Source organism: Halomonas rhizosphaerae (genome assembly GCF_030012485.1).
GTDB classification, from domain to species: domain Bacteria; phylum Pseudomonadota; class Gammaproteobacteria; order Pseudomonadales; family Halomonadaceae; genus Halomonas; species Halomonas rhizosphaerae.
Genome location: NZ_JASCQQ010000028.1, coordinates 118,929 through 134,745 on the forward strand (window position 1 = coordinate 118,929; position 15,817 = coordinate 134,745).

The window sequence follows — 15,817 nt, forward strand, 5'->3', positions numbered from 1 at the left end:
AGCCGAGGCGCAGAACGATCATGCCACGTATCAGAATTCTCCCTGCACAGCACCTCGCGCCATCACCATCCCCGCCGGACAGGCGCCAAAGCCTTCCTGCTGCCATTTCCTACCGGTACTACACCACCTATGGACTGAAAATCGGTTCACAGCTTGATCTTCCCGAACTGGAATCATTGCCGCAGGAAACGAAACCCGACATTCGGATTCAGGTCGGCGAACTGGCAGACCGCTTGGAAGGGGCCGAGGTCAGCACGCCATGGCTCCAGTGCAGCAGCAACCGCTGCCAGTTTCTCCTTGATCACATCGCACGCTATCGCGTCGAGCAAGGCAGCAGCATCCGGGTTGATCGCCGCCTGAAACTCGCCTGCGGTTCGACTACTGAAGAGAGTGATCTGCGGGTCTACCTACTCGGAAGTGCTCTGGGCGCACTGCTCCACCAGAGACACTGGCTGCCCCTCCATATCAGCGCGGTACAAACCCCTGCCGGCGTCTGGGGCTTCACGGGAGACTCCGGTGCAGGCAAATCAACGCTGGCCGCCTGGCTGCATTATCGATACGGCTGGAAGATTGTCAGCGACGATGTCGGGGTCATCAAGCCCCAGGAGGCGCGCCCAACCCTATATCCAGGGCCACCACGTCTCAAGCTATGGAAGGACACCCTGAAATGCCTGGGTATCGATTGCCAGGGGCTGGATCGAGACCTGACCCGCACGGAAAAATTTCATCTGAATCACCATAAGGGCTTCACGCGCCAGACCGAGCCACTGAAAGCCCTCGTTATGCTGGAGAGAGTGCCCCCCGGTGAAAAGGCCTCCATCGAGGAAGCCGAGGGAGTCGAGGCATTCAGAATCGTGATGTCTGCCCTGTACCTGCCGGAATGGGGACAACGCTTCGATGGTCCCGCCAGACTGATGCGCTATGGTTCCGATCTGGCACAGCGAATTCAGGTTTATCGCTACCGGAGGCCATGGTCGCTGGAAAGGGTTGATGAGAGCCTGACGCCACTGATTCAACACATACATGATGGTGTGGGACATGCCAGCCGAACCCACCTCACCTGACGCCACTCTTCGATTACTGCTACTGCTTGCCAGGCTGGAGCTGTCCGAAGATCAGCGGAGGGATGCCATGGCCCTGTGCAATAGCATCCGGGAATGGCCTGAGGTCGCAAGACGTGCCGAACGGCTGTTTGTGCTCCCACTGGTCTATCGCCACCTTCATGAACTGGCGCCGCCAACACTGTCACTGACCGATGCATGTTTCATGCAAAAGCAAACCTTGCGTCTTGTTCAGGGTAACCTGCTCGTTGCCGGCGAACAGCAGCGTCTGGTTCGCGAGTTACTCGATCCACTGGAAATGCCCTACCTCTTCTTCAAGGGGCCGGCTCTAGCGGCGCGGTACTATGATGACCCAGGCATGAGGTCCTGTCGGGATATCGACCTGCTGGTGCCGCGCCACCGCTGTGTCGAGCTGCTGGAGTCTGCCTTACAACATGGCTATCGGCCACTCGCCCCGGAGAGCTTGACATCCGACAGGCAGAGTCTCGCGTTTGCCATCCGCACTCAGCCCGTGGTGTCAATTGCCTCCCCCTTGGGAGTGAGAATCGAAGTCCACCATGATATCGACCGAGGCGCCGGGATCTACCGAACGGACGCACTACTCGACAGTCGCATCGCCCACCGAGTCGGCGATGCCATGTTATATTCCATGCCGGCCAGCGAGCTTTTCGTCTACATCTGCCTGCATAACACGCTCCACTATTGGTCACACCTTCACTGGCTGGTCGACCTGGATGCCATCCAGCGCCATTCTGACTTCAATGAAGCATCTGCCTACGCTTGTGCCAAGCGTCGAGGCCTAGTGAGCACATTCAACTCTTGCATGGAATTCTACCGGGCACTCGCCGCCCCCGAGCCCGAACATTCAGTACATCTCAGCCAGCGAAGCCGCGACATGCTCGAGGCTTCCTTTACCACGTTGCAGGGCGGTTTCGAGGCCGAAATGGCACTACGCCGCAAGCGCCCCACACCCGAGTTCGGTTTCGCCTGGCAGACGTCACTGACCTATCGATGGTCAAGTCCGATCAGGGAATGGACCGACCGCTTCCGGCCAACCTACATCGATTACCAGTTCCTCCCCTTGCCACCCAACTGGCAATGGCTCTATTACGCCATTAGACCCTACCGAGCCCTTGCGAAACGAAGCCAATCCAAGTGGCCCGCAACATGATTCCATCTCCGCGAGCCATTCGGAGATCACTCAGCACCCTTCTTCGGGTCCTGCCGCTGCTATGGGCAAGAAGTAGAGTGTACCCTTCTCAGCACATACATCATGGCGCTTGAGGTCGGCTTCGTTCTGACGGCACTCTATCTACTCAAGCAGTTGGTCGATATAGTCACTATCCAGCTGAGCGATCACACCACCGCGGTCCAGATCCTGCGACACCTTGCCCTCAAGGGGTATCATGGTGGCTCGCGTCCCGTCGAATCTGGCCGTGGAAGCCCACGCCCTGCTGGTGGCTGAGCACATCAATGGCAGGTTACATGAGTGCGCCGCAGGTGCTGAACTGGCCTTCTATGAGAACCCTCGCTATTCGCCATGACATCAGTAACAGTAACCCAATCTACCTAGAGGTAATAAGCGAGACCCTTCACAAATGCATCCACTTCGAAAGGTGGGGTTCCAATACACGGGATCGCATGAGCCGGCCCTTGGCGACATCGAATTGAGCGTATGCACCGTCCATGTCGACGCACTCGTGAGGAACACCTAAGGGGAGAGCACACGCTGATCCAGCTGCTATGCCAATTCTAAGCCTTCACCGACGGCCGGACCACCCACAGTCTTACGGCGGGCGACACTAGATCATGACGGCAGCCATCAATGCCGGCGTTGATGATTTCAACAGCAGATTATCCTACGGCTATCGACGGTCAGGATGGCCGACCATATCTATGTGATGGATCACGTAAGGACCTGTGAAAGCGAAACGCTTGAGGATCAAATCCGAAAGAGATATCTACCTCGGGCTATCCATAATCATGCATTCCAATACAGATACAGAGATACCGATGCATAGAAAAGCGGTGACATGGCATAGCCGAAAGAATCCTGAAAACGGGCGGCACAGCTAAACACCAGGCCCCACCTCCAGAATCCTCTATCTAAAGCCTCACCACCAACTCTTCGGCTTCCAGTTCGCCGAGAAAACTGAGCACTTCATTTTCGCAGGTAGTACGATCCACTGAATACTCCTTCATAAGCTGATCGCAGATCGTCGAAATAGTGACCTGATTTTCCATCAAATCCCAGATTCTCCTTCCGACGACAGGAATTCCATAGTACATTCCTCTATTATTGCTGAAGAGAACGAGATCATCTCCAACCCTAGAGGAGAGGGGCGACGGAGATCGCTGCACGCGGCTTTCGATATCCAACAGATTCTGCATGGCATGGCTCCTTTTCATGAGTCATGACGATGATGCCCCCTGTCCATGAGTCGAAAGCCCGTGTCAGGAACCATTGAAGCCAGGAACATTGGGATGTCCCGACATCGTTTCTGCTCGTGCGTTACGATGTCCGGATAGCGTCTGATCAACGCTCATGCGTAATAGTTCAGGCGTCATCCACTCGCCTTTCCCGGTGGTCTCTTGAATCACTTCCGAAGAATCTTTCATATCTGCCACTCCATCGTTGCCCTTCAAGCCTGAACTCTCCTGGCCATTCCGCTAGCCACCCGACCACTCAAACAATCGATCACAGCCTTTCAAGGGAATGCGAAAGACTATGTTAACTATCGTAAGACAGGGACAGGCGGTCAACACCTTTCGACTAGTGCTTAGGTCATGGTAACAAAGCATGTAAAAAATGGTTATCGGCCAGATGACATATATCGCCGCCACAGGTGCCAGGACTGAACCGCCGAACAAAGCGAAATGAAATCAGTTAACTCATCGTATTTCATGCCGCCATCGGGCACCTGTACCAGGAGGTCACGAAACGCCGCCATGTCCAGCCACTCGCAGGGCATCTGAAACGCCTGGCGTTCGGTGGCCAACGACAGGAGCCCCCAGCACTCTTCACGAATCGCCATGCGCTTCCTCTCGTTGGCGCTGTCGTTCTTGGCAAGGCCGGGTGGCAGGCGCTGGCCGATGGCATCACGATAAAGCCGCCGAGGCTGGCCCTCCTCCCAGAGAAGCTCCGGGGGAAGTCCCAAGGTAAAGTCAAGCAGGCGGCGGTCAGTGAGGGGATAGCGATAAATCAAGCCATGCTCAGCCGACCAATGCGCCCAGGTCGACATGCGGCTGCCCAGGTGCCCATGATGCATCAGCAAGCACTGCATGCGTCCGGGGTCGGGATAAATTCGCCAGGCCGCCCCGCGCCGGGCCGCGGCTTCCGGAAAGCGCTCGATCAGCGCCTGGCGATACAGCGGCGGCAGCCGCTCTGGATCGGCATAGGGTGAAAAGCGATTGAAGAGGCTGTCGGGGAGGCAGGGCAAGACGCCCTGGTGCCAGAGGAAGCGTGCCATATTGCGCGGACGCTTGGTGCCCCCCGCCGCCTCACGGGTGAGCGTCAGCAATTTCCACCACCGCCCGTGTGTCAGTAGGTAGGCTGGATAGCCACGGATACCGAAGGTGGCCGACTCGTCGCCCCCCCACCCCGACAGCATTACACGCGTGCCGCGTTCCGCGGCCACGCGCATCACGTCGAGTTCCTCGAAGACATCAACGGTGCCGTCCACCGCCATGTCTCGCTCCAGATACGCAAGGAAGTCGGCACCGCTGGTGGTGCCGTAGTGGCACTCCAGCGCCTCCTGGCGACAGATTCTCGCAATGACCTCACGCTCGTCGCGTCGCCCGGCGCCTAGAAGGGGGTAACGGGAAGAAACGGGTGGGGACCAAGTATAACAATTGTCGAGGCGGCGGCCGCGGTCCTGGATCAGCCGGCTGGCCAGGACCGTAACACCACTCGAGTCTAGGCCACCGCTGAGGTGCGAGCCCACCCCTGCTGTCACGTCCAGGCGGTCGTCCACCGCCTGCAACAGCAGCTCACGAAAGTGCTCGACGTAGTCCTCGCGCCGAGTGTAGCGCACAGGGGCGGCCTCCTCGGGAGTCCAGTGAGCGTCAAGGGTCAGGCCCTGCTGATCGACGCGCAACACATGCCCGGGAGTCAGCGGAAAGGCGTCACGAAAGAAGCTGAGGACATGGCAATCCCCTGGGGAGAGCAGGAAGGCGGCCACGCTTGACTCGTCGATCTCCAGGTTGAGGCCAGGCCAGGCCCTGAAGGCACGTTGATCGGTGGCGAAGCAGAAGCGGTCGCGCTGCCTGAGGCAGTAGAGCGGACGCGCGCCGATATGGTCCCGAGCGCAGAGCAGCGAGCAGTTGCGGGCATCCCACAGCGCGAAGGCAAAGTCACCGACCAGCCGGCGGACACAGTCGCCCCCCCAGCGGCGATAGGCCAGCAGGATCAGCCGGCTGTCCGGTAGCGTGCCGCGAAAGCGCCGCTCGATGCCCAACTGGTCACACAGTGTCTCGCGGTTGTCTAGGATCGCATCGGCGACGAGAACAAGCCCGTCTTCCTCAAGCGGCTGGCTCTCGAAGGCGGCGGCAGGGGTGATATCCAGATGTTGATAGCCGAAGGCACATCCTTCTAGTAACGCCAAGGACCGCCCATGATTGCCATAGTGATCCAGCGCAGAGAACGCCGCATGGAACTCCTGCAGATTGACCGGCGCCCCATCGAAGCGCACACAACCAACAATCGCACTCACCGGGCTTGACCTCGGGCTGCGGGAGGCGCGTGGACGAAACTGGAGATCGGGAAATACTCTTCCCCAGTGTTGCCACCCAGCACGACGCCAGCTCCGTGGTTAACCCAGGCGTGTGCCTTGAGCTTGAGGCTCTGATCAGGCATCCGCTCGGCCAGCGTACCCAGCACCAGGCTGCTGGCAATATTCCTCCTGCGCAGCATCCAGTGGACCGCCATGGCAAGCATCAGGCAGGTAAGTCGCCCCCCCAGCCTGGCATTGATGGACTCAATGCAGCGACAGATAGGCACAACGCGAGGATCTTTGCTCTCCTCCGCCATGGACTCGGAGTCAGCCGACCGCTGCTCACCCAACCAAGAGGACCATAAGCGGAAGGGCAACCCCCTGACCAATCCCCAGGAAAGCAGGAGCCAGAGAGTGGCTTCCAGATACAGACGCTTTCTGGACCAGGGTAACCCAATGAAACGCTGAAGGATCTTCATGGTGAGCCTGCCGTCTCCGAGGAGTCCTCAGGCAACAGCATGGCCCAAGCCGGCGCAGCTGGCTATAGAGTCTCGAAGGCGGCCAGTACGGCGTCCCCCATCTCGGCGGTGGAGACGGTGCGCGTGCCTTCGGAGGCAATATCGGCCGTTCTCAGACCGTCGTCCAGCACCTTGCCCACGGCGTCCTCGATGCGTTGGGCCAGCGCCGCCTCATCCAAGGAGTAGCGCAGCATCATGGCCACCGAGAGGATGGTCGCCAGCGGGTTGGCGATGCCCTGGCCGGCGATGTCCGGCGCGCTGCCGTGGCAGGGCTCGTACATGCCCTGACCACTCTCGTTGAGGGAGGCCGAGGGCAGCATGCCGATGGAGCCGGTGAGCATGGCGGCGGCATCCGAGAGGATGTCGCCGAACATGTTGCCGGTGACCACGACGTCGAACTGCTTGGGCGCGCGCACCAGCTGCATGGCGGCGTTGTCGACGTACATGTGGGAGAGCTCGACGTCCGGGTACTCCAGCGAAAGGCGCTCCATCACCTCGCGCCACAGGATGGTGACCTCCAGGACGTTGGCCTTGTCGACGCTGCACAGCTTCTTGTTGCGCTTCTGCGCCATCTCGAAGGCCACGCGACCGATGCGCTCGATCTCGCTCTCGGAATAGACGTAGGTGTTGAACCCCACCCGCTCGCCGTCACGCTCCTCGATGCCGCGGGGCTGACCGAAGTAGATGCCGCCGGTGAGCTCGCGCACGATCATGATATCGAGACCGGCCACAAGGTCGGGCTTGAGGCTCGAGGCGGAGGCCAGCTGGGGATAGGTGATCGCCGGGCGCAGGTTCCCGAACAGCCCCAGGCTCTTGCGAACGCCGAGCAGGCCCTTCTCGGGGCGCATGGCGAGATCCTCGATCTTGTCCCACTTGGGGCCACCCACGGCACCCAGCAGGATGGCACGGGCCGCCTTGGCCTTCTCCAGGGTCTCGGCGGGCAGCGGCTCGCCATGCACGTCATAGGCGGCGCCGCCCAGCAGCCCCTCCTCCACCTCGACGTCGAGGCCACGGGCCTGACAGGCGGCCAGGATGCGGCTGGCCTGGGCGGTGATCTCGGGGCCGATGCCGTCACCCGGCAGTACCAGAATCTTCTGCGTCATCATTGCTTCCTTGTGGGGTCACCGCCGGAGCGGGGCTTGACCGGCGACAAGCCTGCGAGGAGGCGCTGTGAACCCATCCCTGGGCGCTACCGATGCCATCCCTGGCATAGGACCTCCTCTTCGGCTTGTCCCCGGCGCCCCGGCACCGGCAAGAGCAGCCTGATTACGCCATCAGGCCTGAGCGGTATCGCGGAACAACCAGGGGCGCGCAGCGCGTTGCTTTGCCTCGAAGGCGCGGATGGCGTCCTCATCCTTCAGCGTGAGCCCGATGTCGTCCAGGCCTTCCAGCAGGCAGTGCTTGCGGAACTCGTCCACCTCGAACTCAAGGATCTCGCCAGAGGGCGTGATCACCCGCTGGTTCTCCAGATCCACGTCGAGCCGGTACCCCTCATTCGCCTCCACCTCGGCGAACAGGCGGTCCACGGTCTCCTCAGGCAGGGTCACCAGCAGCAGGCCATTCTTGAAGGCGTTGTTGTAGAAGATGTCGGCAAAGCTCGGGGCGATCACCACGCGGAAGCCGAAGTCCTCCAGGGCCCAGGGCGCGTGCTCGCGCGAGCTGCCGCAACCGAAGTTGCGACGCGTCAGCAGCACGCTCGCCCCCTGATAGCGCGGCTGGTTGAGCACGAAATCGGGATTCTTCGGGCGCTGGGAGCAGTCCTGTCCGGGCTGACCCTCATCGAGGTAACGCAGCTCGTCGAAGAGGTTGACGCCGAAGCCGGTGCGCTTGATCGACTTGAGGAACTGCTTGGGAATGATCAGGTCGGTGTCGACGTTGGCCCGGTCGAGCGGCGCGACGAGGCCTTCGGTGCGTTCGAATTTCTTCATCGTTCAGGCCTCCTGACTCTGGACGTCGTCATTTGCGGCAAGCTGCCTCACATCCACGAAGTGGCCGGCGATGGCCGCGGCCGCCGCCATGGCCGGGCTGACCAGGTGGGTGCGCCCGCCGAACCCCTGGCGACCCTCGAAGTTGCGGTTGGAGGTGGAGGCGCAGTGCTCGCCGGCACCCAGCTTGTCGGCATTCATGGCCAGGCACATCGAACACCCCGGCTCGCGCCATTCGAAGCCCGCCTCGATGAACACCTTGTCGAGGCCCTCCGCTTCGGCCTGGCGCTTCACCAGGCCGGAGCCCGGCACCACCATGGCCAGCTTGATCGAGTCGGCCACCTTCTTGCCCCGCGCCACCTTGGCCGCCTCGCGCAAATCCTCGATGCGCGAGTTGGTGCAGGAACCGATGAACACCTTGTCGAGGCGGATATCGGTGATCTTCTGACGAGGCGAGAGCCCCATGTACTCGAGTGCCCGGGTGTAGCCACGCTGCATGGTCTCGTCGCCTGCCTCGGCCGGGTCCGGGACCTCGCCGGAGATGCCGGTGACCATCTCGGGGCTCGTGCCCCAGGAAACCTGCGGCTCGATCTCGGCGGCATCCAGGGTCACCACCTTGTCAAAGGCCGCGTCGGGATCGGAGACCAGGCTGCGCCAGTCGGCCACCGCGGCGTCCCACTGCTCGCCCGTCGGGGCGTAGTGGCGGTCGCGCAGATAGTCGATGGTGGTGTCGTCGACGGCGATCAGGCCGACCCGAGCCCCCGCCTCGATGGCCATGTTGCAGACGGTCATCCGGCCTTCCATGGAAAGCTCGCGGATGGCGCTGCCGGCGAACTCGATGGCATAGCCGGTACCGCCAGCGGTGCCGATCTTGCCGATGATGGCCAGCACGATGTCCTTGGCGGTGACGCCGGTGCCGAGCTCGCCCTCGACGCGCACCTGCATGTTCTTCATCTTCTGGGCCAGCAGGCACTGGGTGGCGAGCACGTGCTCCACCTCGGAGGTGCCGATGCCGTGAGCCAGGGCGGCAAAGGCGCCGTGGGTAGCGGTATGGGAATCACCGCAGACCACGGTCATGCCCGGCAGGGTCGCGCCCTGCTCAGGGCCCACCACGTGGACGATGCCCTGGCGGGGGTCGTTGATCTTGAACTCCTCGATGCCGAACTCGACGCAGTTGTCGTCGAGGGTCTGCACCTGGATCAATGATACCGGGTCCTTGATGCCGGCGTTACCCTCGGCGCGCTCCTTGAGCGTGGTGGGCACGTTGTGGTCCGGGGTGGCCAGGTTGGCATCGATCCGCCACGGCTTGCGTCCCGCCAGGCGCAGGCCCTCGAAGGCCTGGGGCGAGGTCACCTCGTGGAGCAGTTGACGGTCGATGTAGATCAGCGCGGTGCCGTCATCGCGCTCCTTGACGAGGTGCTGTGTCCACAGCTTGTCGTAGAGTGTCTGGCCTGCCATGTCGTTTCTCCCGGGCCCTGGGCCCTATCGTGTCCGGTCTCGGAATTGCACCACCACCGCGGCTTTACCGGGGGCAGACCTCCAAGGAGGCGCTGTAAATACTTCCCGGTACGCTACCGATGCCATCCCTGGCATAGGACCTCCTTTCCGGTCTGCCCCCGGCGCCGCTTTTATGCTCGGCGGTCGACGCTATGAGAACAGTTTCCCGCCCCTCGCCCATAAAATCAATTCATGTTATTTATGGATTGGATTCCTTGAAGGAATCCGAAAACCTCGCCACGGAGCCGCCCATGGATACGCAGAGCCTACAGGCCTTTCTCGCCGTGGCCGACAGCGGGAGCTTTTCCCGCGCCGCCGAGCAACTGCACCTGACCCAGCCGGCGGTCAGCAAGCGCATCGCCGTGCTGGAGGGCCAGATCGATGCCCGGCTGTTCGACCGTATCGGTCGGCGCGTGAGCCTCACCGAAGCCGGTCGGGTACTGCTGCCCCGGGCGCGACAGATCCTGGTGATGGTCGACGACAGCCGCCGGGCGCTGGGCAACCTCGAGGGTAGCGTGGCTGGCAGCCTGACGCTGGCCACCAGCCACCATATCGGTCTGCACCGGCTTCCGCCGTTGCTCAAGGCCTATACCCGCGAACACACGGATGTGCGGCTCGACCTGCACTTCCTGGATTCCGAGCTCGCCTATCAGGGGGTGCTGGACGGCGAGCTCGAGATGGCCGTGGTCACCCTGGCACCGCATCCCGATTCGCAACTCCAGGTGGTACCGGTGTGGATCGACCGACTGTGCTTCGTCTGTGCTTCCGACCACCCCCTCGCCGGCCGGGGACATCTGGCCCTTCAGGAGTTGTGTGCCTTCGACGCGGTACTGCCCGGCCCGATGACCTTCACCCGCGGCCTGATCGAGTCACGCTTCGCCTCCGCCGGACTGGACCTGCCGGTGGCGCTTTCCACCAACTACCTGGAGACACTGAAGATGATGACCGCCATCGGCCTGGGGTGGAGCCTGCTGCCGGAGCGATTGGTGGCCGGCGAACTGCACGAGTTGGACGTCGACCATCCCCCCATCCACCGCCCCCTGGGCTATCTCGTGCATCGCAGCCGCACCCTCTCCAACCCCGCCCGGGCCATGCTCGCCCAGCTCGATGCCGCACGCGAGCCGGCGGCCAGGGAGTGGGGCTGAACACGACTGACCTGGTTCATCGCAACGCCAGGCGGGGCATCGAACCGTTCGCTCCTGCCGCCAGCAAAGATACAACCTCCCAGTAGATTATTTAGACTGCTCATCATTTTCGTCAGGAACTCAGTTCAGTGCCCGACAACGCTGCATCGCCGATCACACCTCGCCACGCCCTGGCCGGCGGGCTGGTCCTTGCCGGGCTGGTCCTCCAGGTGGCGCAGTTCACGAACCTGCTCCCGCTGGCACATGCGGTGAGCTACTGCCTGTGGCTGGCCACGGCCCTGCTGTGGATCGATATCCCCCGGCGCACACGGCGCCAAGCGGGCATACTCGCCGCCCTTGGCCTGGGGCTGCTTATCCTGGCTCGCACCTGGCACGGTGCCAAAATCGACTGGCCAGGCATCCTCGACGGCAACACCTACGTGGTCGCCATGCTGGTCGGGGTCAGCTTCATTGGCCTGATCGGCAACCTGCGCGGGCGGTCACGCCCCCCCGGCAAGGCGCTGACCGGGGCCCGCGGCATGCTAGGCACCTGGCTGGGCGTCCACCTGCTCGGCTCGATCCTCAATCTCTCCACGGTGTTCATGGTCGGCGATCGCCTGGAACGCCGCGCACCGCTCTCCACGCCCCAGCTACTGGGCCTCAACCGCGGCCTTTCCAGTGCCGCGCTCTGGTCGCCCTTCTTCGCCTCCATGGGGGTGGTCATGACCCTGGCACCAGCGATGCACTACGCCACGATCCTCACCTTCGGCCTGCCCCTGGCCATGGTGTCGGGCATGCTGACGGTCGGGGAGCTCTCGCGCCGTTTCGAGCTCACCGAAACCGCCGGCTTCTCGCTGTCGCCGCGCAGCCTGCTGATGCCGGTGAGCATGGCGGCGCTGGTGATGCTGTTCCATTACGTCATCACGCCCAGGCTCTCCATCGTCAGCATCATCACCTTCCTGTTGCCGGGCGTGGCGCTGCTCGCCAACCTGCCCCGCGGGCCGCACTGGACACTTCACCGGGTCCATCAGCACACCCTCACTCGACTGCCGGCCATGAGAGGCGAGATCTCGCTGTTCCTCTGCGCAGGGCTGCTGACCCTGGGACTCTCGACGTTCATTACTGCCGCCACCGGCAGCACCTGGACGCTCTTCGGCCAGTTCGGCCCGCTGGAGGCCATCGCCAGCTTCCTGGCCATCGTCGTCAGTGCCGTGGCCGGGCTCCACCCCATCATCGGCGTGTCGGTACTCGCCTCGATGCTCGATCTGGACGCCGGCCGGCAGACCCTTTTCGCCTTCGTGGCCCTGGCCTCCTGGGCGGTGGGGACCAGCGTCGGCCCCCTTTCCGGCATCAACCTCTCGCTGCAGGGGCGCTACGGCGTCAGCGGGACGACGATGATGCGCCATAACCTTGGCTATGCCGCCATCATGACGCTGCTGGTGGTGGGTGCCATCCTGGTAATGGAGGCAAGCCTTTAAGGTAGTGAAGAGGCCGCCCAGTAGGAGCGAACGGTTCGACGCCTCGACTTGCGTCGCGATCCGCCGCGCAGCGGCGGTGGGGTTATCCTGGGCGCCTACCGGCGCCATCGCGATCTGAAGTTGCGATGGGATTGCCTCTGTCGGGAGAGAATCTACTTCGGTGCACGCACGAAGTAGCGATGGCCACACTGGTGACAGGGCTCGATCCGCGTCACCCCTTCCAGCTCCACGATGGCTTCACAGTGCACGCAGGCCATGCGCCCTGGGACGGCCATCTCGCCGGCGACATAGTCGGCGCGTGACGCCTCCAGGTCATCCTCGAGCTGTTCCCGCTCGATCACGCTGCGATCGGCGATGGAAAGCAGTGACTCCACCACCTTGCGTGACAGCATGGAGAGGTCGATCCCCAGCCAGGTGGCCACGCTATCGCCGCCAGCATTGAGGTAGCGACGCATCTCCTTCAGATCGCGCTCGACCCAGGCGCGCAGCAGCGACAGTTCGTCCTTGGTGAACTCCTCCAGCTCGGCCTCGAACTCCACCGCCTCGTCGAGCTCCTGCTGCAGGTTCTCCCAGGTCAGCTCGTCGGCCCCCTCGCGCAGCCGGTCGAGCATGCGCTCGTAGCCCTCGCGAAGGCGGTGTTCCTGGTGCGGGTCCTTGTGCTCGCTCATGCTGATCTCCTCGAATCGCGATTGGGGCGTCCGGCCAGGCGGCGCTGCCCCGTAGCCGCCGGCCGCCATGCTGGGGTATCCTAGCGGCCAGCCAGTAATGCCATTTAGACGACATCCCGCCGGAAATTCAATGGTTTCGCGCCGCCACGGCGCCAGATCTTGACGCCGGACAAGGGCCGCTGACATGCGCAGCGCCACGCCGCTGCGCTCGACTTTCAAGGTACCCGAAGAGAGCGATGGACGCACAGTACAAGCCCCACGAGACCGAACGCGACGCCCAGCAGTTCTGGGACAAGAACCAGTGCTTCAAGGCGGTAGAAGACGCCAGCCGCGAGAAGTTCTACTGCCTGTCGATGTTCCCCTACCCCAGCGGCAAGCTGCACATGGGGCATGTGCGCAACTACACCATCGGCGACGTGGTCTCCCGCTACCAGCGCATGCAGGGCAAGAACGTCATGCAGCCCATGGGCTGGGACGCCTTCGGCATGCCGGCGGAGAACGCCGCGATCCAGAACCGGGTACCGCCGGCCAAGTGGACCTACGACAACATCGACTACATGCGCCGCCAGCTCAAGGCGCTGGGCTTCGCCTACGACTGGAGCCGCGAGTTCGCCACCTGCGATGTCGACTACTACCGCTGGGAGCAGTGGTTCTTCACCAAGCTGGTGGAGAAGGGGCTGGTCTACAAGAAGATGTCCACCGTCAACTGGGACCCGGTCGACCAGACGGTGCTGGCCAACGAGCAGGTGATCGAGGGCCGCGGCTGGCGCTCCGGCGCCCAGGTGGAGCGCAAGGAGATCCCGCTGTGGTTCCTCAAGATCACCGACTATGCCGAGGAACTGCTGGCCGACCTGGAGCGCATCGACTGGCCCGAGCAGGTCAAGACCATGCAGCGCAACTGGATCGGCAAGTCGCGCGGCGTGGAGCTCACCTTCGATATCAAGCCCGCCGAGGGCTCCGGCCTCGAGGCCGTCGAGGGTCCGCTCGCGGTCTATACCACGCGTCCCGACACCCTGATGGGCGTCACCTACATGGCCGTGGCCGCCGACCATCCGCTGGCCAAGCAGGCCGCCGAGAGCAATGCGGCGCTGGTCGACTTCTGCGCCGAGTGCGCCCGCGGCGGCACCTCGGAAGCCGAGCTGGCCACCCGCGAGAAGAAGGGCATGCCCACCGGCCACCTGGCCGTCCATCCCCTCACCGGCCGCGAGGTCCCGGTCTACGTGGCCAACTTCGTGCTGATGGAGTTCGGCACCGGGGCCGTCATGGCCGTGCCCGGCCACGACCAGCGGGACTGGGAGTTCGCCACCAAGTACGGGCTGCCCATCGAGGCGGTGATCGCCGACGAGAACGGCCAGGCGCCGGACCTCTCCCAGGGCGCCCATGACGACTACGGCGTGCTGATCAATTCCGGCGAGTTCGACGACCTGGCCTTCGAGGCGGCCTTCGAGGCCATCGCCAAGCGCCTCGAGGAACTCGGCCGCGGTGTGGTGAAGACCAACTTCCGCCTGCGCGACTGGGGCGTGGCCCGCCAGCGCTACTGGGGGGCGCCGATCCCGGTCAAGTACGGCCCGGAGGGCCAGACCGTGCCGCTTACCGACGAGGAACTGCCGGTGGCCCTGCCCATGGAGGTCACCGTTGACGCCACCGGGTCGCCACTCAAGCGCATGCCGGAATTCTATGATCTCGGCGACGGCTGGACCCGCGAGACCGACACCTTCGACACCTTCATGGAGTCCTCCTGGTACTTCGCGCGCTTCTGCTGCGCCGACAACATGGAGGCGATGCTCGACGAGCGGGTCGACTACTGGCTGCCGGTGGACCTCTACATCGGCGGCATCGAGCACGCCATCCTGCACCTGCTCTACGCCCGCTTCTTCACCAAGCTGATGCGCGACCTGGGGCTGGTGAAGAGCGACGAGCCCTTCCAGCGCCTGCTCACCCAGGGCATGGTGATCGCTGAGACCTACTACCGCCCCACCGCCAACGGCGGCAAGGCGTGGTTCAACCCCGCCGACGTCGAGGTCAAGCGCGACGAGAAGGGACGTCCGGTCAGCGCCATGCTGGCTAGTGACGGCCAGCCGGTGGAAATGGGCGGCATCGAGAAGATGTCCAAGTCCAAGAACAATGGCGTCGACCCGCAATCCATGATCGACCGCTTCGGCGCCGACACCGTACGCCTGTTCATGATGTTCGCCGCGCCGCCGGAGCAGTCCCTGGAATGGTCCGACGCCGGCGTCGAGGGGGCCCATCGCTTCCTCAAGCGCCTGTGGCGCCTGGTCAGCGAACACCTCGCGGCCGGCGAGCCCGGCACGCTCGACCTCGATGCCCTCGACGACGCGCAGCGCGAACTGCGTCGCAAGACCCACGAGACGATCAAGAAGGCCGGCGACGACATCGGCCGGCGCACCACCTTCAATACCGCCATCGCCGCTGTGATGGAACTGACCAACGCCCTCTCGAAGTTTGGGGACACCTCGCCCCAGGGGCTGGCCGTGGCCCGCGAGGCGGTGGAAGCCTGCGTGCTGCTGCTCGCACCGATTACCCCCCACGCCTGTCACACGCTGTGGCAGGAACTGGGGCACAGTGAACCGGCGATCGATGCCCGCTGGCCGGAGGTCGACGAATCGGCCCTGAAGCGCGACAGCATCGAGCTGGTGGTGCAGGTCAACGGCAAGCTGCGTGCCCGCATCGAAGTCGAGGCCTCCGCCACCAAGGAGACCATCGAGGCCCAGGCACTGGCGGCGGAGAACGTAAAGCGCCATACCAAGGACAAGACGGTCCGCAAGGTGATCGTGGTGCCCGGCAAGCTGGTCAATATCGTGGTGGGCTGAACG

General features: G+C 63.2%; 13 protein-coding genes. 5 read left to right on the top strand and 8 right to left on the bottom strand.

Annotation, left to right across the window (positions count from 1 at the left end):
- Positions 1–20: 20 nt before the first annotated feature.
- Together QLQ86_RS13570 and QLQ86_RS13575 are read left to right on the top strand one after the other, a co-directional pair.
- Positions 21–1,064 carry a hypothetical protein gene (locus QLQ86_RS13570; protein ID WP_282817298.1) on the top strand — a complete coding sequence of 348 codons (1,044 nt, stop codon included), beginning with the start codon at positions 21–23 and terminating at the stop codon, positions 1,062–1,064.
- 67 nt (positions 1,065–1,131) lie between these two features.
- Positions 1,132–2,232, top strand: coding sequence for a nucleotidyltransferase family protein (locus tag QLQ86_RS13575; protein ID WP_282817299.1), 1,101 nt, complete (start codon positions 1,132–1,134; stop codon positions 2,230–2,232).
- A gap of 935 nt (positions 2,233–3,167) precedes the next feature.
- Here the strand turns inward: QLQ86_RS13575 and QLQ86_RS13580 are convergent.
- The 7 genes from QLQ86_RS13580 to leuC form a co-directional block, all read right to left on the bottom strand.
- Positions 3,168–3,452, bottom strand: coding sequence for a PqqD family peptide modification chaperone (locus QLQ86_RS13580; RefSeq protein WP_282817300.1), 285 nt, complete (start codon positions 3,450–3,452; stop codon positions 3,168–3,170).
- A gap of 63 nt (positions 3,453–3,515) precedes the next feature.
- Positions 3,516–3,707, bottom strand: coding sequence for a hypothetical protein (locus tag QLQ86_RS13585; protein ID WP_282817301.1), 192 nt, complete (start codon positions 3,705–3,707; stop codon positions 3,516–3,518).
- 167 nt (positions 3,708–3,874) lie between these two features.
- The gene (locus QLQ86_RS13590) at positions 3,875–5,665 is read right to left on the bottom strand and encodes an asparagine synthetase B family protein (protein WP_282817302.1); all 1,791 of its coding nucleotides are present in this window, start codon (positions 5,663–5,665) and stop codon (positions 3,875–3,877) included.
- 104 nt (positions 5,666–5,769) lie between these two features.
- A complete protein-coding gene (locus QLQ86_RS13595; protein ID WP_282817303.1) occupies positions 5,770–6,252 on the bottom strand; it encodes a lasso peptide biosynthesis B2 protein in 483 nt (160 codons plus the stop codon).
- 62 nt (positions 6,253–6,314) lie between these two features.
- A complete protein-coding gene (gene leuB, locus QLQ86_RS13600) occupies positions 6,315–7,394 on the bottom strand; it encodes a 3-isopropylmalate dehydrogenase (RefSeq protein ID WP_282817304.1) in 1,080 nt (359 codons plus the stop codon).
- Positions 7,395–7,565: 171 nt separating this feature from the next.
- On the bottom strand, positions 7,566–8,219 hold the full coding sequence (gene leuD, locus QLQ86_RS13605; protein ID WP_282817305.1) for a 3-isopropylmalate dehydratase small subunit: 654 nt from the start codon (positions 8,217–8,219) through the stop codon (positions 7,566–7,568).
- Between the two features lie 3 nt (positions 8,220–8,222).
- A complete protein-coding gene (leuC, locus tag QLQ86_RS13610) occupies positions 8,223–9,674 on the bottom strand; it encodes a 3-isopropylmalate dehydratase large subunit (RefSeq protein WP_282817306.1) in 1,452 nt (483 codons plus the stop codon).
- 290 nt (positions 9,675–9,964) lie between these two features.
- Here leuC and QLQ86_RS13615 point away from each other — a divergent pair, with 290 nt between their 5' ends.
- Positions 9,965–10,858 carry a LysR family transcriptional regulator gene (locus QLQ86_RS13615; RefSeq protein WP_282817307.1) on the top strand — a complete coding sequence of 298 codons (894 nt, stop codon included), beginning with the start codon at positions 9,965–9,967 and terminating at the stop codon, positions 10,856–10,858.
- A 128-nt stretch (positions 10,859–10,986) separates the two neighbouring features.
- Positions 10,987–12,315 carry a hypothetical protein gene (locus QLQ86_RS13620; RefSeq protein WP_282817308.1) on the top strand — a complete coding sequence of 443 codons (1,329 nt, stop codon included), beginning with the start codon at positions 10,987–10,989 and terminating at the stop codon, positions 12,313–12,315.
- A gap of 152 nt (positions 12,316–12,467) precedes the next feature.
- Here QLQ86_RS13620 and QLQ86_RS13625 read toward each other — a convergent pair whose 3' ends face one another.
- Positions 12,468–12,983, bottom strand: coding sequence for a zinc ribbon-containing protein (locus QLQ86_RS13625; protein ID WP_282736571.1), 516 nt, complete (start codon positions 12,981–12,983; stop codon positions 12,468–12,470).
- Between the two features lie 236 nt (positions 12,984–13,219).
- Here QLQ86_RS13625 and leuS point away from each other — a divergent pair, with 236 nt between their 5' ends.
- Complete coding sequence (gene leuS, locus QLQ86_RS13630; protein ID WP_282817309.1) at positions 13,220–15,814, top strand: leucine--tRNA ligase; 2,595 nt, start codon at positions 13,220–13,222, stop codon at positions 15,812–15,814.
- The last annotated feature ends 3 nt before the right edge of the window (positions 15,815–15,817 follow it).

Bases quoted from the DNA above. Each gene is read 5' to 3' on its own strand.
- QLQ86_RS13570 (WP_282817298.1), top strand. From the start codon at position 21: ATGCCACGTATCAGAATTCTCCCTGCACAGCACCTCGCGCCATCACCA.
- QLQ86_RS13575 (WP_282817299.1), top strand. From the start codon at position 1,132: ATGGCCCTGTGCAATAGCATCCGGGAATGGCCTGAGGTCGCAAGACGT.
- QLQ86_RS13580 (WP_282817300.1), bottom strand. From the start codon at position 3,452: ATGCAGAATCTGTTGGATATCGAAAGCCGCGTGCAGCGATCTCCGTCG.
- QLQ86_RS13595 (WP_282817303.1), bottom strand. From the start codon at position 6,252: ATGAAGATCCTTCAGCGTTTCATTGGGTTACCCTGGTCCAGAAAGCGT.
- leuB (WP_282817304.1), bottom strand. From the start codon at position 7,394: ATGACGCAGAAGATTCTGGTACTGCCGGGTGACGGCATCGGCCCCGAG.
- leuD (WP_282817305.1), bottom strand. From the start codon at position 8,219: ATGAAGAAATTCGAACGCACCGAAGGCCTCGTCGCGCCGCTCGACCGG.
- leuC (WP_282817306.1), bottom strand. From the start codon at position 9,674: ATGGCAGGCCAGACACTCTACGACAAGCTGTGGACACAGCACCTCGTC.
- QLQ86_RS13615 (WP_282817307.1), top strand. From the start codon at position 9,965: ATGGATACGCAGAGCCTACAGGCCTTTCTCGCCGTGGCCGACAGCGGG.
- QLQ86_RS13625 (WP_282736571.1), bottom strand. From the start codon at position 12,983: ATGAGCGAGCACAAGGACCCGCACCAGGAACACCGCCTTCGCGAGGGC.
- leuS (WP_282817309.1), top strand. From the start codon at position 13,220: ATGGACGCACAGTACAAGCCCCACGAGACCGAACGCGACGCCCAGCAG.